We start from the raw sequence: 26,744 nt of genomic DNA, 5'->3' as shown, positions 1-26,744 counted from the left end.
AAGTATTCAGTTATGAAAAAATCATTGATCTTAATATTGGCAGTATGTGCCGCGGCCTGTTCGAAAAAGATGGAGGTGGATACACCTGATTTCCGGGTGGCCATGGACCCTGCACACCTGGTGGCAGATACTTTTACCTATAGGTTGGGAGATACTACCCGCTTCCAATTCAGCGGTAGTATTGGTAACATTGCATTTTATTCCGGAGAAGCGAACAAAAGTTATGCGGGCCGTACAGCGGGCTACAGGCTGGGAAAGCTCACCCTGAAATTTTCGAGTAAGGCAGAATTTGGTACACAAACCAATACATTGCAGGTACTGGCCACAAATAAACTGTCCGGCCTTGATTCCAGCTCCGTTGTTAACGCCAGTTGGACTAACATCAGCACACGCGGTGCGCTGGCCACCAGCGCCACTGTGGTGCCGTACGGTACTGCTGATATTACCGACCTGGTGGGCAATGCCAATGATTCCTTGTTTATCGCATTTAAATATAGCGGGGTAACGGGATCGACTCAACGTACCTGGACCATCACTGATTTAGCAGTGAACAATGAACTGCCTGAAAAAACGATCTCCCTCTCCACCATCGGTTCAGATGTGGCCTACTGGACCCGGTACGGCAATGTCTGGAACCCAACAAACGCCCGCTGGACGCCTTCTGCCACCGATTTGAAGATAACAGGTGGCGCCGCCACCGCCGCTACCAACACCAGCTGGATAATTACCAAACCGCTGTATGTGGGGCGTGTACCCGGTGACGTTAGTGTGGGCGTTAAAAGCATCAATGAGCCGGACCTGGCAGGCTACGCTTACCTGTACCCGGCGCCAGGAGTTTACAAGGCCACCTTTGTAGCCTTCAATCATACGCTTGATGAAGAAAAACGAACCATCCAGGAATTTGTAATTAAAGTGATACCATAGTAACATGAAACCATTGCTTCAAATCATTATTGCAGCCGCAGGTCTGACCGCTTTCACGCTCAGCACAGAAAAGGATTTTCTCAGCAGCAATACCAGCTATGCCCACCAGCAGTTAAATCATATGCTTACGGAAACAGCTACACGTGATAGCCTGGCCTTTCCCCGAACAATGGATTCGGCCGGCCGCATGACCACCACCTCCATGTACGACTGGACCCCAGGATTTTTCCCAGGCTCCCTGTGGTACAGCTATGAGCAAACAAAAGATCCGGCCATTTATCAGCAAGCCATCCGCTGGACGGAGAAGCTGGAGCCGCTCAAAGATTTTACCCAGCATCATGACCTCGGATTTATGATGTATTGCAGCTACGGTAACGCCTATAGGATTACGGGTAACAAAGCGTATCGCGACATCCTCATTCAAGGGGCCCGCTCCCTGAGCACCCGCTATAACCCGGTTACAGGCAGTATCAAAAGCTGGAATGCTTTTAAATCGTGGCACGGTGAGCAAAAATATTTTTATCCTGTGATCATCGATAACCTGATGAACCTGGAGTTGTTATTTTTTGCTGCAAAAGAAACAGGCGACACCAGCTTCCGGCATGTGGCGGTGAGTCACGCACTCCAGGCTATGAAAAATCAAATCCGCCCGGACTATAGTTCCTACCATGTGGTATGTTATGATACCCTCACCGGCAAAGTGCTGGCACGGGAAACGGCACAGGGCTATGCTGATAATTCTACCTGGTCGCGCGGGCAGGCATGGGGCATCTATGGCTTTACTATGATTTACCGGGAAACAAAAGATCCGCGGTTCCTGAAAACAGCCACTGGTATGGCCGACTGGTTCCTGAACAACAAAAATCTGCCGGCGGATAAAGTGCCTTACTGGGATTTTAACGCGATGCAGAAAGGATATACACCAGGCGTGCGCTCTTATGCAAATAAGGTAACCACCAAATACAGGGATGTATCAGCAGCGGCGATCGTGGCGTCTGCCCTGTTTGAGCTGAGCGATTACGTGGCGCCGGCCAAAGGAGCGCAGTACCGAAAAACTGCTATCAGCATGTTACATACCCTGGCGGGACCTGCCTACAGGGCGCCGGAAGGACAGAACGGTAATTTTATGCTGATGCACAGCGTAGGCAGTATTCCGCATCATACTGAAATAGATGTGCCATTGGTGTATGCCGATTATTACTTCATGGAAGCGTTACAGCGTTATCAGTCATCCCTGTAGAGCCGAAATGCTTGCGGCTCATCGCGCTGATCCTGCCGTGTAGCGTGTTTAAAGCAATGAGCCGCCGGTATTTAGCCGCAAGCATTAGCCGCAAGCATTGCGGCTCTACAGGCATTTATAAATCTTACCGGCCCTGTTATAAATCCTACCTGCGCTTCCTCCCCAACAAGCTTAACTTTGGCCAAAAGAACTATTGCCATGGGCGCTTCAAATATTTCCAGAAAAGATTTTCTCAGAAACTCCGTACTTACCACCATGGGGCTTGGCCTGGCGCCGGCGCTGATGGCGGAAGGTAACCAGCAGCCGAATGATGCTGTTGCCTATCAGCCGGGTGGTCAGCGTAAAACTATAAAGTTGAAAAACGTGCGTTTGGAAACTGGTTTTGAATACGAAGGTAATGAGGTGATAGCTACTAAAACCGGACTTTTCACCGTCGAAATCATCGACGGTAAATTCTCTTCCATACAACCCAATAATCCAAAGGCAAACGCCATTGATGCCAAAGGATTGCTGATGCTGCCTGCTTTTAAAGACATGCATATCCATCTGGATAAAACCAATTACGGTGGCCCGTGGAAAGCGGTACAGAAGCGTCAGGGCGGTGTGAAAGGGATGATTGCCCTGGAGCAGCAGATACTTCCGGAGATGCTGAAAACATCCACTGCGCATGCGGAAAAACTGATTGAGCTGTTGCAGTCCTGCGGTTCCGCATTTGCAAGGAGCCATGTAAATATTGAGCCTACCTCCAAACTGGATTCGTTAAAACATTTGCAGGTAGCGCTGGAAAATAGAAAAGCCACATTTGGAGCAGAGCTGGTAGCCTTTCCGCAGCACGGTTTGTTTTATACCAATTCCATGCCCTATATGGAGGAAGCCGCAAAAATGGATATTGATTTCATTGGTGGTGTTGATCCATATTCTGTTGACGGGGAGATAGCAAAGCCTATGGATGCCATAGTGAAGCTGGCACTCGACCATAACAAAGGGATCGATATTCACTTGCATGAATCCGGTGATTCCGGACTAAAAACAGTGGAATACCTGATAGACAGGGTCAACGAAAATCCCGTGCTGAAAGGGAAAACTTACCTGAGTCATTGCTTTATATTGGCGCGACTCGAAAAAGCCAAACAGGAAGAAATTGCCGATAAGCTTGCCCAGGCGCAGATAGGTATTATGTCGACCATTCCATTTGGCGGCCTGATTATGCCTATCCCTACATTGTATAAATACGGCGTAAAAGTAGCTACCGGCAACGATAGCATTATTGATCACTGGAACACCTGGGGTAGTGGCAGCGTGCTGCAGAAAGCAAATCTGATGGCGCAGCTGTATGGATATGGTACCGAATTTCATCTCTCCCGTAGTCTGAAACTCGCCACCCGCGATATATTGCCCCTGGATGATAAAGGCAACCAGCAATGGCCAAAAGCTGGTGATGAAGGTAGTGTGGTATTGATAGATGCCAGCTGTTCTGCGGAAGCCGTGTCAAGGATTTCGCCAGTAAGATCCCTGATATATCAGGGCACAGCCGTGTTCTAAGCTATACCTGCGTGCTGGATAATTTTCGTTATTTTAGCCATTCATAAAGCGTGTTACTGCAAATGGCTTATCAGAAAGATCATTTTCCGGTGTTAAGTATACAGGAGTTCAGCGAAAGCAAAACCTCCGGACATCCTTTGCTGTACCATGAGATTCGTGGGGAACGGCATATCGAGGAGCCGCATAAGCATGATTTTTTCATTGCCGTATTGTTTGAAAAAGGCACCGGCACGCATATGATAGATTTCGTGGAATACAAGGTGAGTAAGCATCAGCTGCACCTGGTTTTTCCGCAGCAGGTACACGCCTGGAAATTTAAGAAAGAAACAGTAGGCTATCAGCTGATGATTGGCAGGGAGCAGTATGAAGCCTTCCTGCCATCGTTACGTTTTTCCTCCGCTTTTTATGAGCGCCATCCGGTGCTGAACCTGGATGCTACTTCTTATACTACATTGTTGCATGAATTTAAAAGTCTGCAACAGGAACTTGGCAGGAAGGAAATTTTCCGGGAGCTGATTACAGCACGTACTGCCGTTGCAGGTTTGCTAATCAGTAAAGCAGCGGAGAGTATTTTTAAAGATGTGAATAATTACAGCGCAAATCCTATTCTGGCGCGATTTCTACGATTGATCGATGTTCACTTTAAAGAGGAAAGATCGGTAGCATTTTATGCAGGTGAATTAAATATCTCTCCCAATTACCTAAATATAATTTGCAACAAAGCACTGCATGCATCCGCATCTTCCCTGATTCAAAACCGTGTGCTGATTGAAGCAAAGCGCCTGCTTAAGGCCTCAGAGATGTCGGTAAAGGAAATCGTATTTGATCTTGGTTTTTACGACCATGCTAATTTCTCCAAGTTTTTCAAGGCACATACCGGCATGAGTCCCTCTGCATTTAAAGAACTACAATGACAAAATCTTCATGCGTAGTATCCCGGATAGATGGATGTGGTGCATAAGTGATTGTTTTTTAGTTAGATAGAAGTGTTGCTGTAGTTTGTGCGGCAATTTTTATTTACAAATGGTAACGAAGGGCATATTACCTTTTCGTTATCATCAGTAGAAATACTCATTTTTCAAAAAATGCAGCACCAACTATTTGCTGTGAAAAAAAATCCCCCTAATTTCACATTCATGATTCCGAAGAGGAGTTAAGTTAAGTCCCAAAAAAAATGTGTTAACTAAAAAATTAATAACCCCAGAACAGTCAAGTGTCTGTACGTAGCTGTTTGTAGGAACCCCCAAAAATCCTTTGTACTCATGATTACTGATACACTCCTTTTTGTAAAAGGCAGGATGAATGCTGTATCCAGTCCCTCCAGCTCGAAAGTTGAGCTGGGCAACATTTCCAGGATCAGCGACGGAGATGATTTTAATGCAGATTTGCAGAATAAAATACTGTTGTCCGTTATTAATGTAGAGGAAGATACAGTAGCCAGAACGCATGATTATTTCCGTAAAACGGCTAATCCACAATTGATTGAGTTGGTCACACCACCGATGTTTTTCAACCTTACACTGATGTTTGCGGTTACGCATACCGACTATGAATCGGCGCTGCTGGCGCTGGAGCAGGTGGTACGTTTTTTTCAGCAAAATCGTTTTTTTTCACCGGAAACATCGCCTGAGTTAGCGGCTTATAATGAGCTGCACAACATCAAAGTAGAAACAATCAGTTTTGAAATTGTGAACCTCTCACTCGATCAGGTGCATCAACTGTGGGGTGGTCTGGGTGGGCATTACATGCCATCGGTGATTTACAAAATGAGAATGGTTCAGATAGATAGTAGTGTGATTAACGGAGAAGCAGTTCCTGTACTGGATGTAAATGTAAACACAGTATTAAAACAATCGTAGCGTAATATAACCCCACATATCACAAGCCCCGGAAATACTGGCGGCAGTTGGCGCGCAACTGTCTGCCCTGGCTAATCCGTGGCTGTTACAGTCAAACTTTTCAATTTTTAAAACCTCAAAAAAAATGGCAATTTACAAAACCCCAGGGGTGTATGTAGAGGAGATATCTCTGCTCCCACCCAGCGTTGCGCAGGTTGAAACAGCGATCCCTGCATTCATTGGTTACACCGCGCTGTCTGAAAAAGACGGTCAGGACCTGAAAAATGTACCTACCCGCATCACGTCCATGTTGGATTATGTGCAGTACTTCGGTGGCGCCTATTCCTTTGGTGCGGCTGATTTCAGCATCTCTCTCGATGAAACGAACGGCTTCAAAGTGCTGAGCGAAAGTTTTAAGGTAACGAAGCTGTTTAATATGTATAACAGCGTGCGTCAGTATTTCGATAATGGCGGAGGCCCATGCTACATCGTATCAGTAGGCAGCTACAAGGATACCGTGGCTACCGGTGATGAAGCAGCAGGTACACCAGGATTGCGTGTTGGATTAAAGGCGCTCGAAAAATATGATGAGCCTACCATCATCGCTATTCCGGATGCGGCTAACCTTGGTAAAAATGAGTACTACGCCTTGCAGCAAATGGCCGTAGCACAGGCTGGCCTGTTGCAGGACAGAGTAGTGCTGCTGGATTTGCGTGAGTACGATGAATTCAAAGATACGTTTGTGAAGGAAAGCGCGGTGGCTGACGTACATACCGAATTTCGCGACAACATCGGTATCAACGATCTTAAATACGCTGCCGCCTATACGCCGTGGCTGATCTCTACCTACGCACCTGAAATTCCTTACACCGTTTTAAAAGCAAACGTAAAAAATAAAGCAGGCGGACCACTCAATCTTACGCAGGTAACTACCAATGCAGCATTAAATGCACTGGTACAAAAAACAGAAACTGCTGTGAGCGACCTTGCCAATGTAAAGAGCGTTGTTGCTACCGGTAAAGAGCCTGCAGCTACTGCAGCTGACCGTTTCAATGACCTGAAATCACTGTTGTCGGCTGCCGCTACTGACACTGCTGCTAAAACAGCTTTCCTCAACCTGCTGACCTACGTACGTGGCCTCGTAAACGCCATTCCTACCTGGAAAGGTGCTACACCATTGGTAAATACGCAGTTGCTGAGCGACCTGGAGTCCAGCGCTAAAGATGCAAACGCCGGACTGGCGGCCACCATCAAAGCACTGATTTCCTTCGAGAAAAACGCAGATGTGGTTGCTTTTGAACCAGCACCTGCCGTGGCTACTGCTTATGCAGCCTATGATGCGGCTACTGTGAATAGCTGGTGGAAGGTATTCCCTAAGGAAGATTTCGATGGTGAGGTAATCGATACCGTTGATAGCTTCAAGGCTACTACTACCGATTACGGTGCCGCCGCTGATAAAGCCGCTGCCATTAAAGCTGCTGCCGACCTGGAAGTGATCTTCCGCAGTCTGCTGGTGTTCTTAAACAGAATTCAAACCAGCGCTGCTAAATACGTAAGCAGCAATCAGTCAGCCCTGTACGCTACTCATCCGGTAATTGCTGCCGCCGTAACAGCGCTGCAAACTAAACTGGCGATCGTACCTCCGGCAGGTGCTGTTGCAGGGGTATATGCTAAAACCGACCGCGAACGCGGCGTTTGGAAAGCACCGGCCAACACCAGCCTGAACAGTGTAAGTGCTCCGCTGGCAAAGATCGATAACAACACGCAGGACGGCCTGAATGTGGATGCGGATGCCGGCAAGAGCATCAACGCCATCCGCGCCTTCAGCGGTAAAGGTACCCTCGTATGGGGCGCCCGCACACTGGACGGCAACAGCAACGAATGGCGCTACATCAGCGTTCGCCGCCTATTCAATATGGTGGAAGAAAGCGTGAAGAAAAGTACCGCCCCGTTTGTGTTCGAACCTAATGATGCCAACACCTGGGTGAAAGTAAAAGGGATGGTAGAAAACTACCTTACCACTTTATGGCGCCAGGGTGCACTCGCAGGCGCTAAAACCGACCAGGCATTTTTTGTAAGAGTAGGCCTGGGACAAACCATGACCGAACAGGATATCCTCGAAGGTCGCCTCCTCGTAGAAATAGGTATGGCAGCGGTTCGCCCGGCAGAATTTATCATCTTACGCTTCTCTCACAAAATGCAGGAAAGCTGATTTGCGCTGACCTGATTCTTTTCTGATCCAAAAATTTAAACGTATTACAATGGCACAATATCCATTATCAAAATTTCACTTTCAGGTAGAATGGGGCGGAGCAAGACTCGGCTTCACTGAAGTAACAGGACTCAACGTGGAAACGCAGGTGATCGAATACCGCGAAGGTATCAGCCCTGAATACCACAAAATCAAAATGCCCGGCATGCAGAAATTCGATAACGTTACCCTGAAACGTGGTCTGTTCAAGGCCGACAACGAATTCTTCCAATGGTGGAATACCGTGGCACTCAACACCATCACCCGCCGCGATATCATCGTTTCGTTAATGAACGAAAAACACGAACCGGTAATGGTGTGGAAAATTAAAAATGCCTGGCCGGTGAAAGTAAACAGCACTGATCTGAAGGCAGACGGTAATGAGGTAGCAGTAGAAAGCATCGAACTGGCCCATGAAGGCCTCGTGATGGAAGCTGCATAACTATGAATGGTGAACCGGCAAATGCTGGTTCACCATCTCTTCCCAAAATAAAACTTGTGATCATGCTAAATCGTATCCCCCCTGTGGGCTTTCATTTTGGGGTAACCTTCGGGTCCTCTCAGGAGGAATCCGCCTTCCAGGAAGTAAGTGGACTTAACGTGGAAATGGAAACAGAGCCTTATAAGGAAGGTGGTGAAAACCGGTTTATTTATCAATTGCCTGCAAGGGCACGCTATGAGGATCTGGTGCTCAAACGTGGACTGCTAAATGATTCTAAACTCATTCACTGGTGCCAGGATGCTATTGAACACTTCATATTCCGTCCGGTAAATATTACGGTGAGCCTGCTGGATCGCAACCATGAACCTGTGTACACCTGGTATGTAGCCAACGCCTTTCCGAAGAAATGGACCGTGAGCAGTTTCAATGCGGAGGAAAGTAGCATCGTGGTGGAAAGTCTGACCCTGGGATACCAGTTTTTCAGACAAGTAAGCCTGATTACAGATGCGGGCATAACACCGTTTGACAGGCCCGGTACAGCAACTGTATAAGAAATTAATACACGTTTTTATGCCGATAGAAATAAAAGAGATCAGTATCAAAGCAGATGTGTATCCGGGTCGCCAGGAGGGAAGTAATTCCGTTACCGCAGCTGAACTGGAACGCATCAAGCAGGAGATTAAAGAAGAAGTTACCCTGGCATTGATCCGGGAATTTACCAACACTATAGAAAGATAATTATGGTTAGTACATCCGCAGGTCACCTGGAAAAAATGAAGCTGAAGGCTTATAAAGAGCCGGATGTGAATAGCAAGGCGGTGACTGTAAAAGGCAATGATACATTTACCTTCAAAGTGAATCCTGAGTCGTTCCGGCGTACTTATGGTATTGCATATAAGGACGAAGCCAATGTTCCGCAGGGTACTACCAGTCAGCCTAAACAATTCAGCCACACAAAACCGGAAAGCTTTTCGGTGGATATTTTGCTGGATGAAAGTGGCATTTTTCCGGACCCTGGTCAAACTTCCCAAACGGAGCTGATAGGCCCGGTACCAACGGTGCGGCCAGATGTGTCTTCACAGGTGGCGGATCTGCTGGCATTCTGCTACGAATATCAGGGGGATAGTCACCGGCCTAACTACATCCTGATTTGCTGGGGAGCAACCGCCGGTTTTTTCTTCGGTGTGGTGAAATCACTGGAAATAGATTATAAACTGTTTCTGCCGGATGGCAGGCCCATACGCGCGGTAGCGCGCCTGCACCTGGAAAGCGCTGAGTCGCTTGCGGCCATGATCCGAAGAATGTCACCCAATTCTCCCGATATGACGCACGAGAAATCCTTTAAAGCAGGTAACAGCTTGTCCAACATGGCTACGGCCGTGTATCAGGACGATAGCTATTACATTGATGTAGCCAGGGCCAACAATCTGCTGGGATTCAGGCAGGTGAAACCCGGTACCACCCTTAAATTCCCACCCCTGAAATAATATATTATGGCAGCAGTAGCAACCAGAGAACTACAAACCTCCATCCCCGGCGCCGAAAAGGTGTCGCTGGTATCGTGTAAGGTATTGATAGACGGCCAGGAGCTGGACCCGGCCATCCCGATCTTTAAAATCTCGATAGAGAAGGAAGTAAACCGGATACCTACTGCCATCCTCACTATCGCGGATGGAGATGTGAGTCTGCAGGATTTTCCGGTGAGTAACAAGAACCTGTTTAAGCCCGGTAATAAGGTGGAAATTCAGCTGGGATACGAAACCAAAACCGAAACAGTTTTCAAGGGAATCGTAACCGCGCACGGGACTCGTATTACCCGCCAAAGTTCGCAGTTGGTGGTGACCTGCAGGGATACCGCCATACAAATGACGTTGGCCCGCAAAAACGCCGCTTTCTATGAAATGACGGATAGTGATATAGCCACGCAGCTGATAGGGCAATATAGCGGCTTAAAAGCGGATGTAGACAGCACTGACCTGAAGCACCTGCAGCTGTTGCAATGTAACCTGACCGACTGGGATTTTATTTTAGGGAGATTTGATGTACTCGGGATGTTTTGCACCGTCGAAGATGGCAAGGTGTCCATCAAAAAGCCGGATCTGAAGCAGGAGCGCAAGTTCGATGTGGTGTATGGTGCTACCCTGATCGACTACCAGGCTAACATCGACGCACGTACGCAGGCTACCGCTGCAGAAGCCAGCAGCTGGGATTACAGCGCGCAGGCACTCAACAACGGCGCCGGTGCCGATCCTTCCCTGAATACCGCCGGCAACCTGGGCGCTACTGACCTGGCCGATGCCATGGCTTTTGAATCAGAGATATTCGCTTTCCCAGGAAAATGGACGGAGGCTGAGCTGAAAGCACTGGCAGATGCACGACTTACCAAACGCAGACTGGCAGCCATTAAAGGAAATGTGCGCTTTCAGGGAACCAATAAAATCCTGCCAAATGAATTTATTACCATCGGTGGAATAGGAGAGCGCTTCAGTGGTCCTGTTTTCGTGAGTGCGGTAAAGCATGCCTTTGAAGGGGGCGACTGGATCACCACCGTCAATTTTGGTCTGGACCCGGTTTGGTTTGCAGAGAAGATAAATCCATGGCACCCCATGGCTTCGCAAGGAATGATGCCAGTGACGCAGGGCATGTACAACGGGGTAGTCACCGATATTGAAGATCCCGAAAATGAGTTTCGGGTGAGAGTAAAGATACCAGTGATAGATGCGAAAGGAGAGGGCGTGTGGGCCCGAATTGCCACACTGGATGCCGGCAACAACCGCGGCACTTTTTTCAGGCCGGAACTGAATGACGAAGTAGTGGTAGGTTTCATGGGCACCGATATGCGGGATGCAGTAGTGCTGGGGATGTTGCATAGCAGCTCACTCGCAGCACCACTAACGCCGGCAAAGGATAACTACCAGAAAGGGTATGTGTCCAAAACCAACTTCAAACTCATCTTCGATGATGAGAAAAAAAGTTTGACCATCGAGTCGCCGAAGGGCAAGAAAATTACTGTCAGCGATGAAGATAAAATCTTACAACTGGAAGACGAGCACGGTAACATTATCCTGTTGGATGAAAAAGGTGTTACCATCAAAACCGGTAAGGATATGCTGCTGGATGTAGGCGGGAAGTTTAACCTCAAATGCGGCGGCGACGCGATCGCAGAGGCAATGAACCTGAACCTGAAAGGCAGCAGCAAAACGGCGGTGGAAGGTGCGCAGGTGGAAGTGAAAGGCAGCGCCCAGACCGTTGTGAAAGGTGGTATGGTCATGATTAATTAACAATAAAACAGTAATGATATGGGTATGGCAGCAAGAATAACGGATATGCATACTTGTCCGATGGTGACCCCGGGAGTACCACCGGTACCACATGTAGGCGGCCCCATCGTTGGTCCGGGAGCGCCCACCGTCATGATCGGTGGTATGCCGGCGGCAGTAATGGGTGATAGCTGTGTATGTGTAGGCCCGCCGGATGCAATTGTGAAAGGCAGCGCCACCGTAATGATCGGAGGTAAGCCAGCCGCCAGGATGGGAGATACTACTGCACATGGAGGCAGCATTATACTTGGTTGCCCTACCGTAATGATAGGTGGATAACTGGAATAGAAAAATAAAAATTAACCCCAAAAAATTATTAACCCCATGGCATCCTTTTATGGAACCGGCTGGAGTTTCCCTCCCGCATTTGATAACGTGCCCGGCGAAGTGGCTACTGTCAGCGATCTTGTAGATATACAGGAAAGCTTGCAGATACTGCTGGGCACCCGGCCGGGTGAACGAATCATGCAGCCTGCCTATGGCTGCAACCTGGACCAGCTATTGTTTGAGCCCCTTACGACCACCTTCAAAACCTATATGCAACACGTTATTGAATCGGCGATACTGTACCACGAATCACGTATTAAAGTCGACAGCGTTGCACTCACCGAAAGCAGTGATGTGGAAGGACTGGTGCTGATCCGAATCGACTACACCGTACGTGCCAACAACAGCCGGTTCAATTTCGTGTATCCGTATTATAAGAATGAAAAATCCGGGTGATACTTATTTGTTCAACTATTAATACTACTAAATTGTCGTCCAATAATTCATATAAGAATCCATTGCTGCACAGCGGTACTTCCCGGTACAATCGGGTACTGGCCGCGCTGGAGCCCTCTTTTGCCAGGGTGGATGAAAGAAGCATGAGCGACTTAATCCTCTTCGCCAAAGCATATAGCCAGCAGCTAAATTTTTTTAATGCTGCCAACGAGCAGGATGGTAACTGGCTCCCGCTTATGCAAATGGATGTAAGCGTTATCCTCGCCACGCTGGCTAACCAGGATATTTCCGGTTACAGGCAGTTGCTCCGGCAGCAGCTCCAGTATCTTGCCGATAAAAGAAATGAAAAAGCCACCGACCTGGTGCAACGGTTTTCCTTCCTGTTTGATTTCACCTGGAGCTGGTTGTATGAGCTGGATACCCAGCTGCGACTGCTGCCCGACCAATGGCCCTTTAAATCCTGGCTTACTAACGTAATCGGCAACACGCTCAGCACACAGCGTCATAAACTGAACGCCTGGTATCAACAGGCCTCGCTGATGGGCTGTGTCACCGACCAGTACGACCAAACGGCCTACCTGCCCGTTACCCGCCCGGTGCCTTTTCGTATAGACGCCGCCGGTAGCCTGCGCGTCCAGAAATGGGAAACTGCATGGTCGCTCGGTACCAGCGGTACCGGTTTTCATTTGCAGGGAACAGCCGTGGCAGACAGGATTCGCTTTGCCGCCACCAATAACCTGTTTACCGGCATCTTCGATGCGATCTTTAAGCAAGCCAGCCTGATTACACAGCATGCCGCCAAAAATCTGGAAGCAGCTGTGACCGACTTTCCTGCGCACACGCCACATTACACGCTCTTCCTCACTTTCCTGAAGCTCTTCCGCTTTGCGCAGGAGGAACTGAACACCTTTACGGGCAGGCACCTTGATTTTTATTATAAGGACGTTTTGCAACTCACACCCGCTCCAGCCACTCCTGATGCCACAAACCTGGTAATAGAGCTGCAAAAGAATACGAAAGATTACCTGCTGGAGGCCGGTACCCTCTTTAAAGGAGGAAAGGATGCCGCCGGCAACGTACAGTTATACGCCACCGATAAAGATGTACTGATCACCCAGGCTACGGTGGCGGATATACGGGGTATTACTGCCTTGCCCAAAGAGCACCCTGAAGCTGGGATTTACGCCAGCACGGTGGCAAATAGTATGGATGGGCTAGGTACGCCACTGGCAGCTGGCGACAGCTGGCAACCGTTTGGCGTAGTAAGTAAGGATACGCGTTCTTTTACCGGTTGCGCCATAGCATCTCCCTTGTTGCTGATGAAGGAAGGAGAAAGAAAAGCGGTAATTACCTTCAAATCCAGGGGTAACTTTCCACAGCATGAGGGCGTATATGACCTGGATGCACAGATGCAGTTTACCGGACCCACCGGATGGATTAATGCCAGTGGGGAATTTTGGGCCGATGAATCATGGCAGACGCCAGTATACCATTTTGGCTATGGCGCCGGATTGTCGGCCGCACAGGATGCCGTAGTGCCATACAACCCTGCCATTCATGGTGGCAATTATACTACTGCGTTTCCAATACTGCGCTTCAGGTTCAAGGCGTTGTCGGCCCAGGCAGCTTTACTGTTGGAGCAATGGGAGAACACTATCCTGAGCGAGGTAGATATCGATATAACAGTAAAGGGCATACGACAATTAAATATCTATAGTGAAGCGGGGCGCCTCGATATTTCGAAACCCTTTCAGCCATTCGGCTTTGCACCCCATGTTGGCAGTGCCTGCACGATCGGCAATGATGAAATTTTCATCAAGCCTAATGCGGAGGTAAAACTGAACATCACCTGGGATAATGTGCCGCAGCCGGAAGGAATTGTGAACCACACTGGTAGATGGAAAACCGTGGAGTCTAAAGTGGATAACAGAACTATAACAATTACAGAACCCAATACAGCAGAATATGATGAAACTGATTTTATGAATGAGGCAGGTGATCCTGCTACCAACACCCCATTTGCCTATATTGAAGTCCTGAAAAATGGCAAATGGCAGTTTGTAAACAACGGTGCACTTTTCTGTCCGAGGGAGTACTTCGGAAATACGTTGATGGATAAACTGAGAGGTAAAATAACTGATCCGGATTTTCTGGATACCTATCCTGCAGCAACAAATGATTTAATATACCCCTCCAGTTTGGGTTTTATATCCGAAACCCTGCTGTCGCCCACATTTGATAAACCCTCCCAATATGATGCCGGAGCCAAAAACGGATTTGCACGGATCATATTGCAAAAAGACCTGGGTCATAAGGATTATCAGCGCCGCTTTGCCTATCAGGCCGGCAAACAGCGACTTTTACCACTGGAGCCATATACCCCGACGGCACAGACCATTACGGCAGATTATACGGCCACCCAAACATTGAAGGTGGGGCTACAAGGTGAACTTCCCGGCGCATTTTATTCGTTGCATTCGTTTGGTGAAAGAGAAGAAGCAAATTCCTGGCGGATGCTTCCTCCGGTAGAAGCAGCTGGTCAGCTATACATAGGCCTGGATAAGGTAATTCCCGGAACTGCCATTCCCGTGCTCTTTCGTATAAGTGAAGGCAGCGCCAATCCACTGGTTGCCAGTCAGCCAGTACGCTGGCAATGGCTTTCAAACACAGGTTACTGGGAGGAGTTTAGTAACGTGGCTGTGCAGGACGATACTAACGGACTACTCCGTGGTGGTATCATCACCTTCAACTTGCCGGCTAATATTGCTACCAACCCGGCAATGATGGGTGGGAAATATTGCTGGATCAGAGCTATGGTAAATACTAACCCGGATGCGATCAGTAAACTGATCAGCCTGAGTACACAAGCAGTTCGCGTCCACTGGGCCAACAATGGTACCAGCGTGCCTTATACCATCGCAGCCCCGGCCGGAACCATACAGCGGATGATAACACCGGCATCTGCCATAAAAAAAATTACACAACCTGCCACCAGCACCGGTGGGAAAAGGGAAGAGAGCGCTGCACAATTTCGTATGCGCGTGAGCGAAAGGTTGCGCCACAAATCAAGGGCGGTTACCATCTGGGATTATGAACACCTGGTACTGGAAAAATTCCATGAAATCTTTCGTGTCAAATGCCTGAATCATACCACTGCCTCCGCTACCAATACCAGCGAAATGGCGCCGGGAAACGTGCTCATAATACCCATACCGGATATGTCAAGAATTCCAGCCAGCAACCCCCAACGCCCTCTCACCAGTGTAGATACACTCGCATCAATTGAATCTTATCTCAAGGAATTGGCCGGCAGCTTCGTGAATATCAAAGTCTGTAACCCGGTATTTGAAGAAGTAGTGATCAGCTGCGAGGTGCAGTATAAAGATGGCAATACTGCCGCCAATACCCTCCGGCTCCTGAAAGATTTCCGCGCTTTCTTAAGTCCATGGATATACGACACTAGTGTGCAGCCTGAGTTTGGAGGCAAAATCAGTAAAAGTACGCTGGTGAATATGCTGGAAGGTCTTCCATACGTGGAATTCATTCTTCACCTGAAACTCTTTTTGCGTAAGGACGATCACATCATCCTGAAAGATGTGGAAGAAATCACCACTTCCTCCGCGCGGAGTATGCTGGTATGCGCCCCCGACGATGTGCACACGATAACCCCGGTAAACATTTAAATTATGGCAACAGAAGAAAATATTATTATCAAATCCCGGCAACTGCCTCCGGCGGCGGACTTTCATTACCTCCGCACGGAAGGGTTGCGCTACATCGAAAGCATGGGCAGCGGGTTGTGGACAGATTACAACGTTCATGATCCGGGTGTTACCATGTTGGAAGCCCTGTGTTATGCAATTACTGAGCTTACCTATCGCACTGGTTTTGATCTGAAGGACCTGCTCACCAACGTGGACGGCAGTATTACGCAACCGTTTTTTACTCCCAGGGAAATTCTTACTGCGGCGCCGCTCACCATCACCGATTACCGCAAGCTCTTAATAGATATTGATGGCGTAGCCAATGCCTGGGTGTTCCCGGTGAACAACCTGGAAACTGCTCCGGCATGGATCAGGGCGAAAGGCGCCACCGAAGTGGCTTTGTATCCAGATTGTAAAGCGGAGACGCTGTCGTTTGAGCCTACGGATCATGATCCTGTCAGCATGCGCGGCTTGTATCATGTACGGCTAGACCTCGACAGTACCGACGAGTACGGCGATCTGAATATGGGCGACATTGATTTTACCTTGCAGCGTAAAGCCATCAGTGGCGCAAAAATCACTTGTCTGTTTCCTACGGTGGATCAGGTAGATTTTATGCAACTGCTAACGTACGGCACGCGTATGCCCGACAAGGTAGAGGTATACGTGACGGAACACAATGGGGCCGGGGTTCCGCTGCGGTGGAAGGTATACCTGGAATACAAAAATACCGATAACCTCACTTTCACTTTTCAATACGAAACAGTGGTGGCCATCCGTGTACCTGTTGAAGTAGGGGAAACCAAAGAATTTGAGGAAATCATCAAGGAAGAACTGGAAGTGCAGAGCATACAACAGCGCATAATGACGTTGTATTGTCAGAAGATGCAGCTCACACATAACATACTGAAACAGGTATGGGCTACACTCCACAGTAACAGGAACCTGAGTGAAGACTGGTGGACGGTAGATACTATTTCCGCCACACCGGTAGCTTTTTGCGCCGATATTGATGTATTGCCGGAAACGGACATCGACCTGGTATATGCAAAGCTGGTAACAGCACTTGAACAGTACTGCAATCCCCCTATAAATTTTTATAATTTAAGGGAGATGCAGGCCATGCAACTCAGTACAGAAAAGATTTTCGAAGGGCCCGTACTTAAAAACGGATTTCTCCTCGATAAAGATATTGCACGCGCAGAGATCAGAAATAAGCTCCTGGGCAGTGAAGTGATGGAGGCCATCATGAAAATTGAAGGCGTGATAGCGGTGCGTAACCTGGTGATGACGGCCTACGACGACGCAGGCAGGGCAGTACTTCCCGGTCAGCAATGGCTCCTGCACCTACAAACGGATCATAAGCCGGTGGCAGATATGGAGCGCAGCAAAATTATTTTTTATAAAAACCAGGTGCCCTTTCATATCAATCCGTTGGAAGCGGCCGATACGGTACTGTATTTAAGAGGCCAGTCGCGCAACGCAAAGATCAGCAGCAGCGAACTGAATTTTGCCTCCCCAGGCGGAAGATACCTCGAGCTCCAACAGTATAGTTCCCTGCAACACGACCTGCCTGAAATTTACGGTACAGGCCCCGCCGGCCTGCCTGATGCAGCTTCTACGGAACATAAAGCCAGAGCCAAACAGCTGAAAGCTTACCTGATGTTTTACGATCAGCTATTGGCCGGATTTTTTGCACAGCTGCATCACGCAAAAGACCTGATGAGCCTGGATGCCAATATTACTGCCTCTTATTTTCAGCAGTTCCTGCAAGACTGGAAAGATGATCCGGAAACAGGTATCCATAACATTCACACGATTTATGCTAATCCCGCATTATTGCGCCAGGCATTGGAACTGCCGGTGAAGGAGGAACCACTAACGGTAACGATGCTACGTAATCAACTCGTGGAAACGCAGCAGCAGCGGTACGACCGCCGTAATCGTTTCCTGGATCACCTCATCGCGCGGTTTGCGGAAACGTTTAATGATTATGTGCTCACCCGCTTTGCCTCCCGCAGCGCCGCAGGAGAGGAGGAACTGATTGCGGACAAGATCCGGTTTATCAAGGACTATCCTAAAACCAGCTTCGGCAGAGGACAAGGGGTCGATATCACAGCAGGGGTTTGGAATACGGATAATATGTCGGGCCTGCAGCGCCGTATAGGGCGACTCTCTGGCATCAACCAGCCTGGCTATCGCAGCCTGTTCCAGTTTTCTGCACCTGTGGTAAAGGAAGACAGTAATGGCTTCTTTTCGTTTGTGATTGGTGATAATGTGGATGGTAGCGGTGGCCAATACCTGAAACCGGAAGTGTCCCTGGGCACTGAAAAAGAAGCCTGGCAGGTAGTAAATGAAATTTATAAGCATATGACCATCCGCGAACTTTATACAGTGGTACCAAGGGATGGGGAATTCGTTATAAAATTAACGATTCCGGAATCCGAAGTAGTCGCAATATCCCCCGATGTGTACAGTACGGAGGCCGAAGCAAAGGCTTTGCTGGAGCTGATGTTAAAGAAGTTTCAGCTGCCACCTGACAACGAAACACTGCATGTGATAGAACATTTCATGCTGCGGCCACGCTTTACGCCGGCCGTTGTGGAAGGTATTCCCACCCACGCTTTATACAATCTGATGGACGTATGCCTGCCGGACGATTGTACCTGCTGCGGTGACGAAGATCCTTATTCCTTCCGCATTTCCGTGGTGCTGCCATACTGGCCGGAGCGATTCCGGGAGACTGGCTACCGCATGTACTTTGAGCGGATGGTGCGCATGGAATGCCCCGCGCATATACATGCTAAAATTTGCTGGGTAAATTATGCCACCAGGCATCGGCTGGAATCAGCACACAGGCAATGGCTGGCGGCGTTGAAAGACTATCACGCTTTCATTACCCCGGATACAAAAGTGCAATCCAGGTTAATGTTTGCCAGCAACCAGCTGGTGGCCGTGATGAAAGACCTGAGCAGCGTATATCCGGAGGCCACCCTGCACGATTGCGCAGAAGGTACTACTAACCCGGTGCTGTTAGGCCAAACCAGTCTCGGTACATTCTAAATCAATTTTCAAAATTTTCATCCCATGTCATTCATAAATTTCTCATCTGACCCCGAAACAGTTTACCCCGTATTTGAACCTGATCAGGTACTGACAAACAAACATCTCAATGCCGCTATTGCGCACCTGCAACAGCAGGAAAGTCTTACCCGTACGCTCATTCTGGGCACCGGAATCATTACAGGATTGCAGGCAAAGTACGACAGTGCCGCCAAAAGAATCATCATCACACCGGGTGTAGGTATTACCGGCAGCGGCTACCTCATTAACTTCAAAGGTGGTGTATATAGTGCCAGCAGAACATATACTTTACCTGCACTCCCGGAAACCATTGAAGAATCGGTTAAAACTTTTTATACGGCGCTGAATCCGGATGAACTAGTGCCGTTGGAAAACATGGTGGAAGACGATATTCCATTCACTACAACCACAGAAAATACACTGAAAGATAAGGTGGTCATGCTGCTGGCAGAACCGCGGATGGACAGGTTGAAAAATTGTACCACCGACGACTGCGCGGACAAAGGCCAGGAAGTGAATATCACCTATCGCCCTTTACTGGTGGATGCAACGAAACTTACCGCGCTCCACACGTTCGTGCCTTCCCAATATCCAGCCTTGTTTCCTGAAATTCCACTTCGCAGATGGAATGTGCCGGCAGACAGTATCCAGCACCCTTCCGCGCTGGTGGCCTCTTATGAAAGAGTGCTGAATGCACAGCTGACGGCGGATATGAACCAGGCGTTTTCATTCGTGTATAATAATTTCCACCACCTGTTTACGGTGGCTAATGATAAGGATATCGCTACCGTAGGAACGAAGCTGGCCACGCAAATGGCAATCATCCGCAATGAGAAGCCCTACTATATGCAATGCGTATATGCGTTTGCGAAAGACCTGATTAAAGCATATGAGGAGTTCTGTGCAGTGGCGGTGGACCTATTTCCTGCGCCTGCTGCCAATAAACCGGCGTTTCCACTGCACCTCTGCCTGGGTACCACCGTGCGGGAGAGCGACAATACCAATAGCTACCGCCATCAGTTTGATGAGCCACCACTGGTACGTACAGGTGATCATCGCTTCGGAGAGGCGTGCCTGTTATACAAGCGCATTGTGTTGATGATAAATACCTTCCAGCTGCCGGAAACAGCCAAAACCATTATGGTGACGCCTAGTCGCACCAGCGTTGCGCCACTGGGTACACAGGCCATTCCTTACTACTATAACAGCCAGCTGCTGACTAACTGCTGGGACTATACGAAGTTAATAGCAGGGAGGACCAAGTCCATACGTGGGTATAATACAGCCGTTACGCTGCCGAACGCACTGGCGTGGGAGTTTGAAGATCCGCAGGTGGATTTCTTCCGCATAGAAGGCCATTTGGGCCAGAACGTACTGGAGGCCATGAAAAGAATTAATTCCCTCAAAATCCGCAACCAGCTGTCGTTTGATGCGGTGGCAATTAACCTGTATGCGACCAGTACTACACCCACCAGGGCGGGCCTGCTGGCGTCTTTTGCTGACCTGGAGAATCAGTACCAGCTGGTGGTGACCGAATTATTGAATCGTGTAACACCCCTGGTGAAAGGATTGCAGCAAGTATCAATAGATATCGAATCTATCAAAAGAATATTGGGTTCCTATAATGAGGCCTCTCCTAACGGTTACATACTAACGCCTTATGTGGAAGTACCCGGTACTAATATAGGTGCGGAGTTTATGACCCAAATAGATATGAGGCCTTATTACCAGCGAGGCGCTTACCTGCAGTACTTTTTCGGAACCAAATTTTCGGATACCACCATTGGTGGTTATTACCTGCGCTGGGCGGATCTTCCCGCAAACAGTACGGCCCTGGTTTCCCTGCCGCCGGTTTACAACTTCACCGATACGGAAGCAACATGGCGGTATAACCATGCTGCGCATGCCTGCTACCTGATGGACAGACTGGAAGAGTTGCTGCGCATGATAGTGCCCTATAACCTGGATAAACTGGACCTGGCACGTTTTAATCAGCATGTAAAGAAATTTACCGATGCCCTGGGTAGCTATGCGGCCTTCTATAATGCCTGGCAGCATGCATTGGATGTAATCAGAGATGGGGGAGAAACGAACAATACCATTTTGGTGGAAGAACAGGAATACTGGAATCGCGTTGCCAGCTTAACTATCCCGATGGTAGCTGCCTGTAAATCGCTCGAACAGCTGGCCCTGGATGAGCGCATGGGCACACTGAAGCGGGAGTACGAAAAACGTTGTGCCTTTGTATTGAACCAGCTCATTTTTACAAATTTTACGCGAGAGTTTCCGGGCATGCGCCACCAGAGTGGTGTGGTAGCTGGTGGTACACTGGTACTGGTGTACTTTGATCGAACCGATGTGGAAGGTGCACCCAATTACCCGATGGATTCCGTGAACCAGCGGATTGTGCAGGGAACTGTTTGTGCGGATTTTTACTTGCCTAACAAGCTTGTTACCTCGTATGCACCGCTGGCGAAAATCTATGAAACGACTCCTGAAACGGAGGTAGAACCACGTATTAGCCTGGATTCACATTTATTCTGCAATGGGCAATCCTCCCAGAATCAGATTACCATCTGGCCTGAAACAGGTGGGGAAGTAGGTGGACCGGGCATTACATCTGAAACGGTTGGTACCGTTAAGAAATGGTATTTCAATCCGGCCGCAGTGACACCGGGTGATTATAACCTTACGCATAAAGTAGGTAACCGGATCGCCTATTTCGCGATCAACGTGAAAATGCCGGTGAATGCTGACTTTACAGTACCTGGCAAAACGACGAATGTAGCCAGAAACGGGGTGGATGTAGTGTTCCAGGCTGCAGATGTAAGAGGGACCCATACCTGGATCTTTGGGGATGGAACATCTGCCACCGGACCGGCTGTTAGTCACTTGTATACCATGGCTGCCGGTGCTACCAGGGAGTATACTGTGCAGCATATCGTGAATGATGGCAGCATTTGTGTGGACCCTGCAGTAACCAAAACAGTTATTGTAAAAAGAGACGACCTGCCGCTCACGCTTTCTGTAGAAGAATTCAACCCTTGTACCAATCTTAACCAGGTGCGGATTTATAACAGCCCAACCGGAGGTACAGTGAGTTGCCCGGCCACCGGCGCTATTTCCAATGTAGGCGGTGTATTCTACTTCAATCCTTCCGCAGCGGGCAACGGTAAGCATATCATAACTTATACCTTTAATGGTCGTAGTATTACTTGTGAGGTAACGGTAAAACAGGCTTTGTCAGCGGCATTTACATATACTTTAGAGTTGATATCTTCTACACCGGCAGGTTCCAGCTACAGTGGCGGCGGAGCTACTTCATTAGTGCCAAACAGCTCTATTGTAAACGGTCCGGGTGGGCCTGTGGAATATGAATACAGGACCTATGAAGTCAAATGTTCTTCCACTGTAACAGGTGCACACGAATGGTTTTTAAGCACCGGGGAAGCAGCGGTAGGAAGTTCGGCCGCCTTGCGTTTTGGCGGAAAGTTCCCGGTGAACGCTGCTATTCCTGATGAATCAGGATTTGGTATAGTGGCTAACCCTGTTCCATACAGTATTCCGGTGGACATAACGCATAGAATTACTGCGGAAAACCAATGTAAAACTACGAAGTCAATATTTCTGATGAATATCCCGAGTGGTGAGCTGACCATGTAAAAATGAAAGTCCATGTTGTATAACCCCAATCATATGATTTGTCGGCAGTCGTTACATCTCCGTTTCTTCGGGGATGTAGCGGCTGTTCAGCAGTTTTCCAACGAGCTAAGCAGCTGGACTGCTACGGTGTTGATGCCGGCGTTGGAATCCCTATTGGATAGTTTTCCGGTTAAAGGCCGTTTGCGCATTCCAAAGTTTGAACTGGATGCCGGCAGTATTTACGGGGAGGACTGGCAGCAGCAGCTCACACAGCGGATTTGCCAGCAACTGAAGGCTGTATTAATGGCCTGTGTAACGCCTGATATGTTAGTGGAACGACCAGTAATACAGCAGGGTAGCAGCATCCGGGATTGGGCACTGCAAATAGCGCGGCAAAAGCAGGCTAGTGCTGGTTTTGGATTTTCGGCTGATGTAACTGCAACGCCGCTACGTTCAACCGGGAAGGATAACTTGTTTGCTACAACAGCTACCGATCAGCGGGGCACCACAGGAGGAGATATATCAATTAATATCTTGGGAGATACCAGTGCAGCCGGTGAGCAATTGCCAGGTAGTGCCGCAGATGCAGCTATGGCTAATGCTTCCCGCCAGGCTACACCCGGACGCGTTCCATCAGCAATGCCAATGGGGAAGACTTTTCCGTATAACATAAACGAATATACGTTGAATGATCCTGTAACGGCTAATGTTACTAACGGCAATGAATTCGCTGATGCCAGGCATCGTAATAGTACAAGTTATTCAACGGATGATCAGACGACCAGTGCAGATGAAATTTTTCTTTCAACTGAAACCAGCTATCAGCAGCGATTCGCTACTTATTCCCCGGCGTCTGCCGGAGAGGGATTGGTGGCTGCTGCCAGCCAGGAACTCATCATACATTACCTGCGTCATGGTAGTTTACCCTGGCACGCTACCGGCTTGCCTGGGTCCCTGCTACGGTCATGGCTGCACGAATATGTAAACGCCGGTGGTATGTTTACTGACGCAGGGAGGGCTTTGTTTACATATTATCCGGTGGCCCTGCAACGGTTACTGCTGCAATGTGCCCCTGATGTGGTGCTATCTTCCTATATTAAATTTTATACGCCGGCTGTTGATTATTACTATTGCCTCAACCAGGTATTGCAGGCCGTGTTGGAAGCCGAGCAGGGTAGCAGACTGGCATTGGCGATCGTTTACGAATTACTGCTCCCGGGTGATGCTGCAAAATCACTGTGGCAACGATGGTTATCCCACCATCAGGGTGGCATCCTGCACCAGCCCATTCTCGATATCATTACGGTATTACGTACAGCCGGTAGCGTTAATGATGAGCAGCTGGAGCAATGGACTGTTCAGATACAACACCTGGTTTCCGGAGAGGTATCTGCCACGGCTACACGTAGTATGTCTGTTGTGGCTACTTCCGCCGCAGGCTACCAATGGCTAAGCCAGGCTGAGGGTGGTGTTCCTGGGGAGGTTAATGCTGCCTCTATACAGGATTCATTTGCAGAATTGCCGGTAATTAACGATGCAGCAGCGTTTGGCTTAATCACGTTAGCTCCGTTTGCAACAAACGAAAATAAGGCCTCCTCAATGAATCACGCCGGCCCTGCTGACATACCAGCTGATGGTTTGGCTGTCGTTTCACCTAACGGTGTGGTTGGTACGGGAACTCTGAATGATAATTCAACAATGAAACCAGCAAAAGATATTATCGGTGAGATCACTGCCAACACCACTACTGCAAAATCAACGAATGATGCAAATTCCTCCACTGAGCATCCGGCAGGCAATTCAGCTATCGACGAAATGTATCCATCGTTAAATGCTGTCCTTTCAGGTGGTGAACATCCATCAGGCAATTCACCTATGAACGACATAAATCCATCATCCAAAGCCGGGGTTGATGGTATTGAACATCCGGCAGGTAATGCACCGAGCAACGAGGTGAATTCATCATCAAAGGCTGCTGTTGCTGGAGGTGAAGATCCGGCAGGCCGTTTACCGATCAGCCCGGCAGGTAAGGCAACTAACACCGGTGCTGAAAGGCCCGAAGGAAGCATGGCTGCAAATGGCACCATCTTGCAAGCTCGTACCACAAGCACTAATACCTCGCTCACACTCGGCCTGCTTCCGGATGAACCAGTGGCCGATGCTGCTTCATACATTCCCACAGCAGGCCTCGTAATCGTACACGCGGTAATTGTGCCATGGCTTACCGAACTGGGACTGCTGATTGACGAAGCGTGGCGCGACGCGGCAGCGCATGACCGGGCAGTAATGTTGCTCTACTACTTATGTACTGGCAAATGCGAAGCGGCCGACTATGAACTGGCGCTTTGTAAACTGCTCACCGGGTTCCCGCTCAACGAGCCGGCAACGGGGTGTATTAGCCCCACACCGCAGGAAACAGAAGAATGTGTGCAGGTGCTGCAACAGGTAATAGACCAGTGGCCCGTTATGAAAAACTCTTCTGTGGAAAGTTTAAGGGAAACCTTTTTGTACCGGGACGGCAAGCTGCAGATCAAAGATGGCAAATGGCTGTTGCAGGTAGCCTCCAGTCCTTTCGATATGCTATTGCAGCACATCCCCTGGGGATTTTCAATTGTACGCAATTCAAAAATGAACGCATTGTTATTTGTGGAATGGGCCTAAGGCCGTTCGTCAATATTATTATATGGAACAGGTAATGACAGTTAAAAATAGTACGCTTACATTGGTTGACTATTTCAACTATTTCGAAAAATATGTGGCCGCCGCCTTTGCCCGTTATTTTCATGGAGAGGACTATGAAGTAACTATTCCGGAGTGGAGGCATGCTGCATTCGGCGACCGCCAGCTGACGCCGGAAGAAACGATCGTGCTCCTTTGTGCATTAACACCACACCTGCAGGCAGGCTGCTTTGACCGGATCATTCAGCAATACCTGCCCGAAGGTGGGGAGTTTGCTTCATTCGGCGGGGTGAAAGGTACCAACACCAGGTATATGCTGCCTACAGGTGACACAGCACTGTTCCTGCTGGCGGGAGAGGATGCTGCCGAAAGAGCGGCGTATTCTTCTCTATTTAGCACCAGCCACTGGTTCTGGAAAGAAGGCGTACTATGGCTGGAAACAGTGAAGGAAGGAGAGCCCCGAAGCAGCGGGCGTCTCATCTTCTCCCCAGAAATAGTGGAACAGCTGCTGGAAGGTAAACAACATGCGCCGGCCTTTGGACCTGAGTTTCCGGCTAAGCGACTGGAAACATCCCAGCACTGGGACGACCTCGTGCTGAACGATACCACCCTGGAGCAGATCAGCGACGTGCGCGCCTGGCTGCATTACCAGGAGCGTGCCCTCAAAGATCCGGTGTTGGCAAGGAAAGCCAAGCCAGGTTATCGCGCCCTCTTTTATGGCAGCAGCGGCACAGGAAAAACACTTGCGGCCACCCTGCTGGGTAAAGAGCTGCAACGGGAAGTATACCGGATCGACCTCAGTCAGGTAGTGAGTAAGTATATTGGTGAAACGGAGAAAAATCTTGAAAAGATATTTACAAAAGCCATGCATCGCAACTGGATACTGTTTTTTGACGAAGCTGATTCCCTCTTCGGCAAACGCAGCAGTGTGCAGAGCTCCAACGATAAATATGCCAACCAGGAAGTGAGCTACCTGCTGCAACGGGTTGAAGATTTTCCAGGGCTGGTGGTATTGGCTACCAACTATAAATCCAATATCGACGCGGCCTTCCTCAGGCGATTCAATTCCATTATTGAATTCCCGCTACCTGAAGCAGAAGAAAGGGTGTTGCTCTGGCAAAAGGCGATGCCTGCCACTATTCGTACAGACGATACCGTGAACCTGCTACAGCTGGCCGCAAAATACCCCGTGTCCGGTGCTACGATTAACCAGGTAGTGTATTATGCAGCGCTGCAATATTATCACCGGCATTTACCCGCTATTTCGCAGGAATTGCTGATAGCCGGTGTACAACGCGAGCTCCGCAAGGAAGATAAATTATTACGTTAGTCCCCGTTGACCCCAAAAAGATGTT

General features: G+C 48.9%; 18 protein-coding genes. All 18 read left to right on the top strand.

The window, feature by feature from the left end:
* Positions 1 to 12: 12 nt before the first annotated feature.
* The 18 genes from KW844_RS09045 to KW844_RS08960 all read left to right on the top strand — a co-directional run bounded on the left by KW844_RS09045 (position 13) and on the right by KW844_RS08960 (position 26,719).
* Entirely contained in the window at positions 13 to 924 is a 912-nt protein-coding gene (locus tag KW844_RS09045) for a DUF5017 domain-containing protein (RefSeq protein WP_218376388.1), read from the top strand.
* A gap of 4 nt (positions 925 to 928) precedes the next feature.
* Positions 929 to 2,164 (top strand): glycoside hydrolase family 88 protein, encoded by a 1,236-nt coding sequence (locus KW844_RS09040; protein WP_218376387.1) that lies wholly within the window; start codon positions 929 to 931, stop codon positions 2,162 to 2,164.
* 177 nt (positions 2,165 to 2,341) lie between these two features.
* Positions 2,342 to 3,706 carry an amidohydrolase family protein gene (locus KW844_RS09035; protein WP_255578312.1) on the top strand — a complete coding sequence of 455 codons (1,365 nt, stop codon included), beginning with the start codon at positions 2,342 to 2,344 and terminating at the stop codon, positions 3,704 to 3,706.
* Positions 3,707 to 3,768: 62 nt separating this feature from the next.
* Positions 3,769 to 4,620, top strand: a complete 852-nt coding sequence (locus KW844_RS09030; protein ID WP_218376386.1) for an AraC family transcriptional regulator — start codon at positions 3,769 to 3,771, stop codon at positions 4,618 to 4,620.
* 348 nt (positions 4,621 to 4,968) lie between these two features.
* Positions 4,969 to 5,565, top strand: coding sequence for a DUF4255 domain-containing protein (locus KW844_RS09025; protein ID WP_218376385.1), 597 nt, complete (start codon positions 4,969 to 4,971; stop codon positions 5,563 to 5,565).
* A gap of 124 nt (positions 5,566 to 5,689) precedes the next feature.
* Positions 5,690 to 7,756: a phage tail sheath C-terminal domain-containing protein gene (locus tag KW844_RS09020; RefSeq protein ID WP_255578311.1), complete on the top strand. Its 2,067-nt coding sequence runs from the start codon at positions 5,690 to 5,692 to the stop codon at positions 7,754 to 7,756.
* Positions 7,757 to 7,805: 49 nt separating this feature from the next.
* Positions 7,806 to 8,237 carry a phage tail protein gene (locus tag KW844_RS09015; protein ID WP_218376384.1) on the top strand — a complete coding sequence of 144 codons (432 nt, stop codon included), beginning with the start codon at positions 7,806 to 7,808 and terminating at the stop codon, positions 8,235 to 8,237.
* A gap of 62 nt (positions 8,238 to 8,299) precedes the next feature.
* Positions 8,300 to 8,788 carry a phage tail protein gene (locus tag KW844_RS09010; protein ID WP_218376383.1) on the top strand — a complete coding sequence of 163 codons (489 nt, stop codon included), beginning with the start codon at positions 8,300 to 8,302 and terminating at the stop codon, positions 8,786 to 8,788.
* Positions 8,789 to 8,807: 19 nt separating this feature from the next.
* Positions 8,808 to 8,975 carry a DUF5908 family protein gene (locus KW844_RS09005; protein ID WP_218376382.1) on the top strand — a complete coding sequence of 56 codons (168 nt, stop codon included), beginning with the start codon at positions 8,808 to 8,810 and terminating at the stop codon, positions 8,973 to 8,975.
* A 2-nt stretch (positions 8,976 to 8,977) separates the two neighbouring features.
* Complete coding sequence (locus KW844_RS09000; protein WP_218376381.1) at positions 8,978 to 9,724, top strand: hypothetical protein; 747 nt, start codon at positions 8,978 to 8,980, stop codon at positions 9,722 to 9,724.
* Between the two features lie 6 nt (positions 9,725 to 9,730).
* Positions 9,731 to 11,518, top strand: coding sequence for a type VI secretion system tip protein VgrG (vgrG, locus tag KW844_RS08995; protein ID WP_218376380.1), 1,788 nt, complete (start codon positions 9,731 to 9,733; stop codon positions 11,516 to 11,518).
* 24 nt (positions 11,519 to 11,542) lie between these two features.
* Positions 11,543 to 11,836 (top strand): PAAR domain-containing protein, encoded by a 294-nt coding sequence (locus tag KW844_RS08990; protein WP_255578310.1) that lies wholly within the window; start codon positions 11,543 to 11,545, stop codon positions 11,834 to 11,836.
* Positions 11,837 to 11,881: 45 nt separating this feature from the next.
* The gene (locus tag KW844_RS08985; protein WP_218376378.1) at positions 11,882 to 12,280 is read left to right on the top strand and encodes a GPW/gp25 family protein; all 399 of its coding nucleotides are present in this window, start codon (positions 11,882 to 11,884) and stop codon (positions 12,278 to 12,280) included.
* Positions 12,281 to 12,312: 32 nt separating this feature from the next.
* Positions 12,313 to 15,963 carry a baseplate J/gp47 family protein gene (locus tag KW844_RS08980; RefSeq protein ID WP_218376377.1) on the top strand — a complete coding sequence of 1,217 codons (3,651 nt, stop codon included), beginning with the start codon at positions 12,313 to 12,315 and terminating at the stop codon, positions 15,961 to 15,963.
* 3 nt (positions 15,964 to 15,966) lie between these two features.
* Positions 15,967 to 19,047, top strand: a complete 3,081-nt coding sequence (locus KW844_RS08975) for a hypothetical protein (RefSeq protein WP_218376376.1) — start codon at positions 15,967 to 15,969, stop codon at positions 19,045 to 19,047.
* Between the two features lie 24 nt (positions 19,048 to 19,071).
* On the top strand, positions 19,072 to 22,731 hold the full coding sequence (locus KW844_RS08970) for a PKD domain-containing protein (protein WP_218376375.1): 3,660 nt from the start codon (positions 19,072 to 19,074) through the stop codon (positions 22,729 to 22,731).
* Positions 22,732 to 22,743: 12 nt separating this feature from the next.
* Complete coding sequence (locus KW844_RS08965) at positions 22,744 to 25,371, top strand: contractile injection system tape measure protein (protein WP_218376374.1); 2,628 nt, start codon at positions 22,744 to 22,746, stop codon at positions 25,369 to 25,371.
* A gap of 22 nt (positions 25,372 to 25,393) precedes the next feature.
* Entirely contained in the window at positions 25,394 to 26,719 is a 1,326-nt protein-coding gene (locus KW844_RS08960) for an ATP-binding protein (protein WP_218376373.1), read from the top strand.
* Positions 26,720 to 26,744 lie beyond the last annotated feature (25 nt).

Origin of the sequence: Chitinophaga sp. sic0106 (assembly GCF_019219075.1) — a bacterium.
Classification (GTDB): Bacteria; Bacteroidota; Bacteroidia; order Chitinophagales; family Chitinophagaceae; genus Chitinophaga.
This window is presented reverse-complemented; position numbering and strand designations above follow the sequence as displayed.

Excerpts from the sequence above, each read along its gene's own strand:
- KW844_RS08965 (WP_218376374.1), top strand. The coding sequence starts at position 22,744 with ATGTTGTATAACCCCAATCATATGATTTGTCGGCAGTCGTTACATCTC.
- KW844_RS09025 (WP_218376385.1), top strand. The coding sequence starts at position 4,969 with ATGATTACTGATACACTCCTTTTTGTAAAAGGCAGGATGAATGCTGTA.
- KW844_RS09020 (WP_255578311.1), top strand. The coding sequence starts at position 5,690 with ATGGCAATTTACAAAACCCCAGGGGTGTATGTAGAGGAGATATCTCTG.
- KW844_RS09000 (WP_218376381.1), top strand. The coding sequence starts at position 8,978 with ATGGTTAGTACATCCGCAGGTCACCTGGAAAAAATGAAGCTGAAGGCT.
- KW844_RS09030 (WP_218376386.1), top strand. The coding sequence starts at position 3,769 with ATGGCTTATCAGAAAGATCATTTTCCGGTGTTAAGTATACAGGAGTTC.
- KW844_RS08960 (WP_218376373.1), top strand. The coding sequence starts at position 25,394 with ATGGAACAGGTAATGACAGTTAAAAATAGTACGCTTACATTGGTTGAC.
- KW844_RS09045 (WP_218376388.1), top strand. The coding sequence starts at position 13 with ATGAAAAAATCATTGATCTTAATATTGGCAGTATGTGCCGCGGCCTGT.
- KW844_RS09040 (WP_218376387.1), top strand. The coding sequence starts at position 929 with ATGAAACCATTGCTTCAAATCATTATTGCAGCCGCAGGTCTGACCGCT.
- KW844_RS08985 (WP_218376378.1), top strand. The coding sequence starts at position 11,882 with ATGGCATCCTTTTATGGAACCGGCTGGAGTTTCCCTCCCGCATTTGAT.
- KW844_RS08975 (WP_218376376.1), top strand. The coding sequence starts at position 15,967 with ATGGCAACAGAAGAAAATATTATTATCAAATCCCGGCAACTGCCTCCG.
- KW844_RS09005 (WP_218376382.1), top strand. The coding sequence starts at position 8,808 with ATGCCGATAGAAATAAAAGAGATCAGTATCAAAGCAGATGTGTATCCG.
- KW844_RS09010 (WP_218376383.1), top strand. The coding sequence starts at position 8,300 with ATGCTAAATCGTATCCCCCCTGTGGGCTTTCATTTTGGGGTAACCTTC.
- KW844_RS09015 (WP_218376384.1), top strand. The coding sequence starts at position 7,806 with ATGGCACAATATCCATTATCAAAATTTCACTTTCAGGTAGAATGGGGC.
- KW844_RS08990 (WP_255578310.1), top strand. The coding sequence starts at position 11,543 with ATGGCAGCAAGAATAACGGATATGCATACTTGTCCGATGGTGACCCCG.
- KW844_RS08970 (WP_218376375.1), top strand. The coding sequence starts at position 19,072 with ATGTCATTCATAAATTTCTCATCTGACCCCGAAACAGTTTACCCCGTA.
- vgrG (WP_218376380.1), top strand. The coding sequence starts at position 9,731 with ATGGCAGCAGTAGCAACCAGAGAACTACAAACCTCCATCCCCGGCGCC.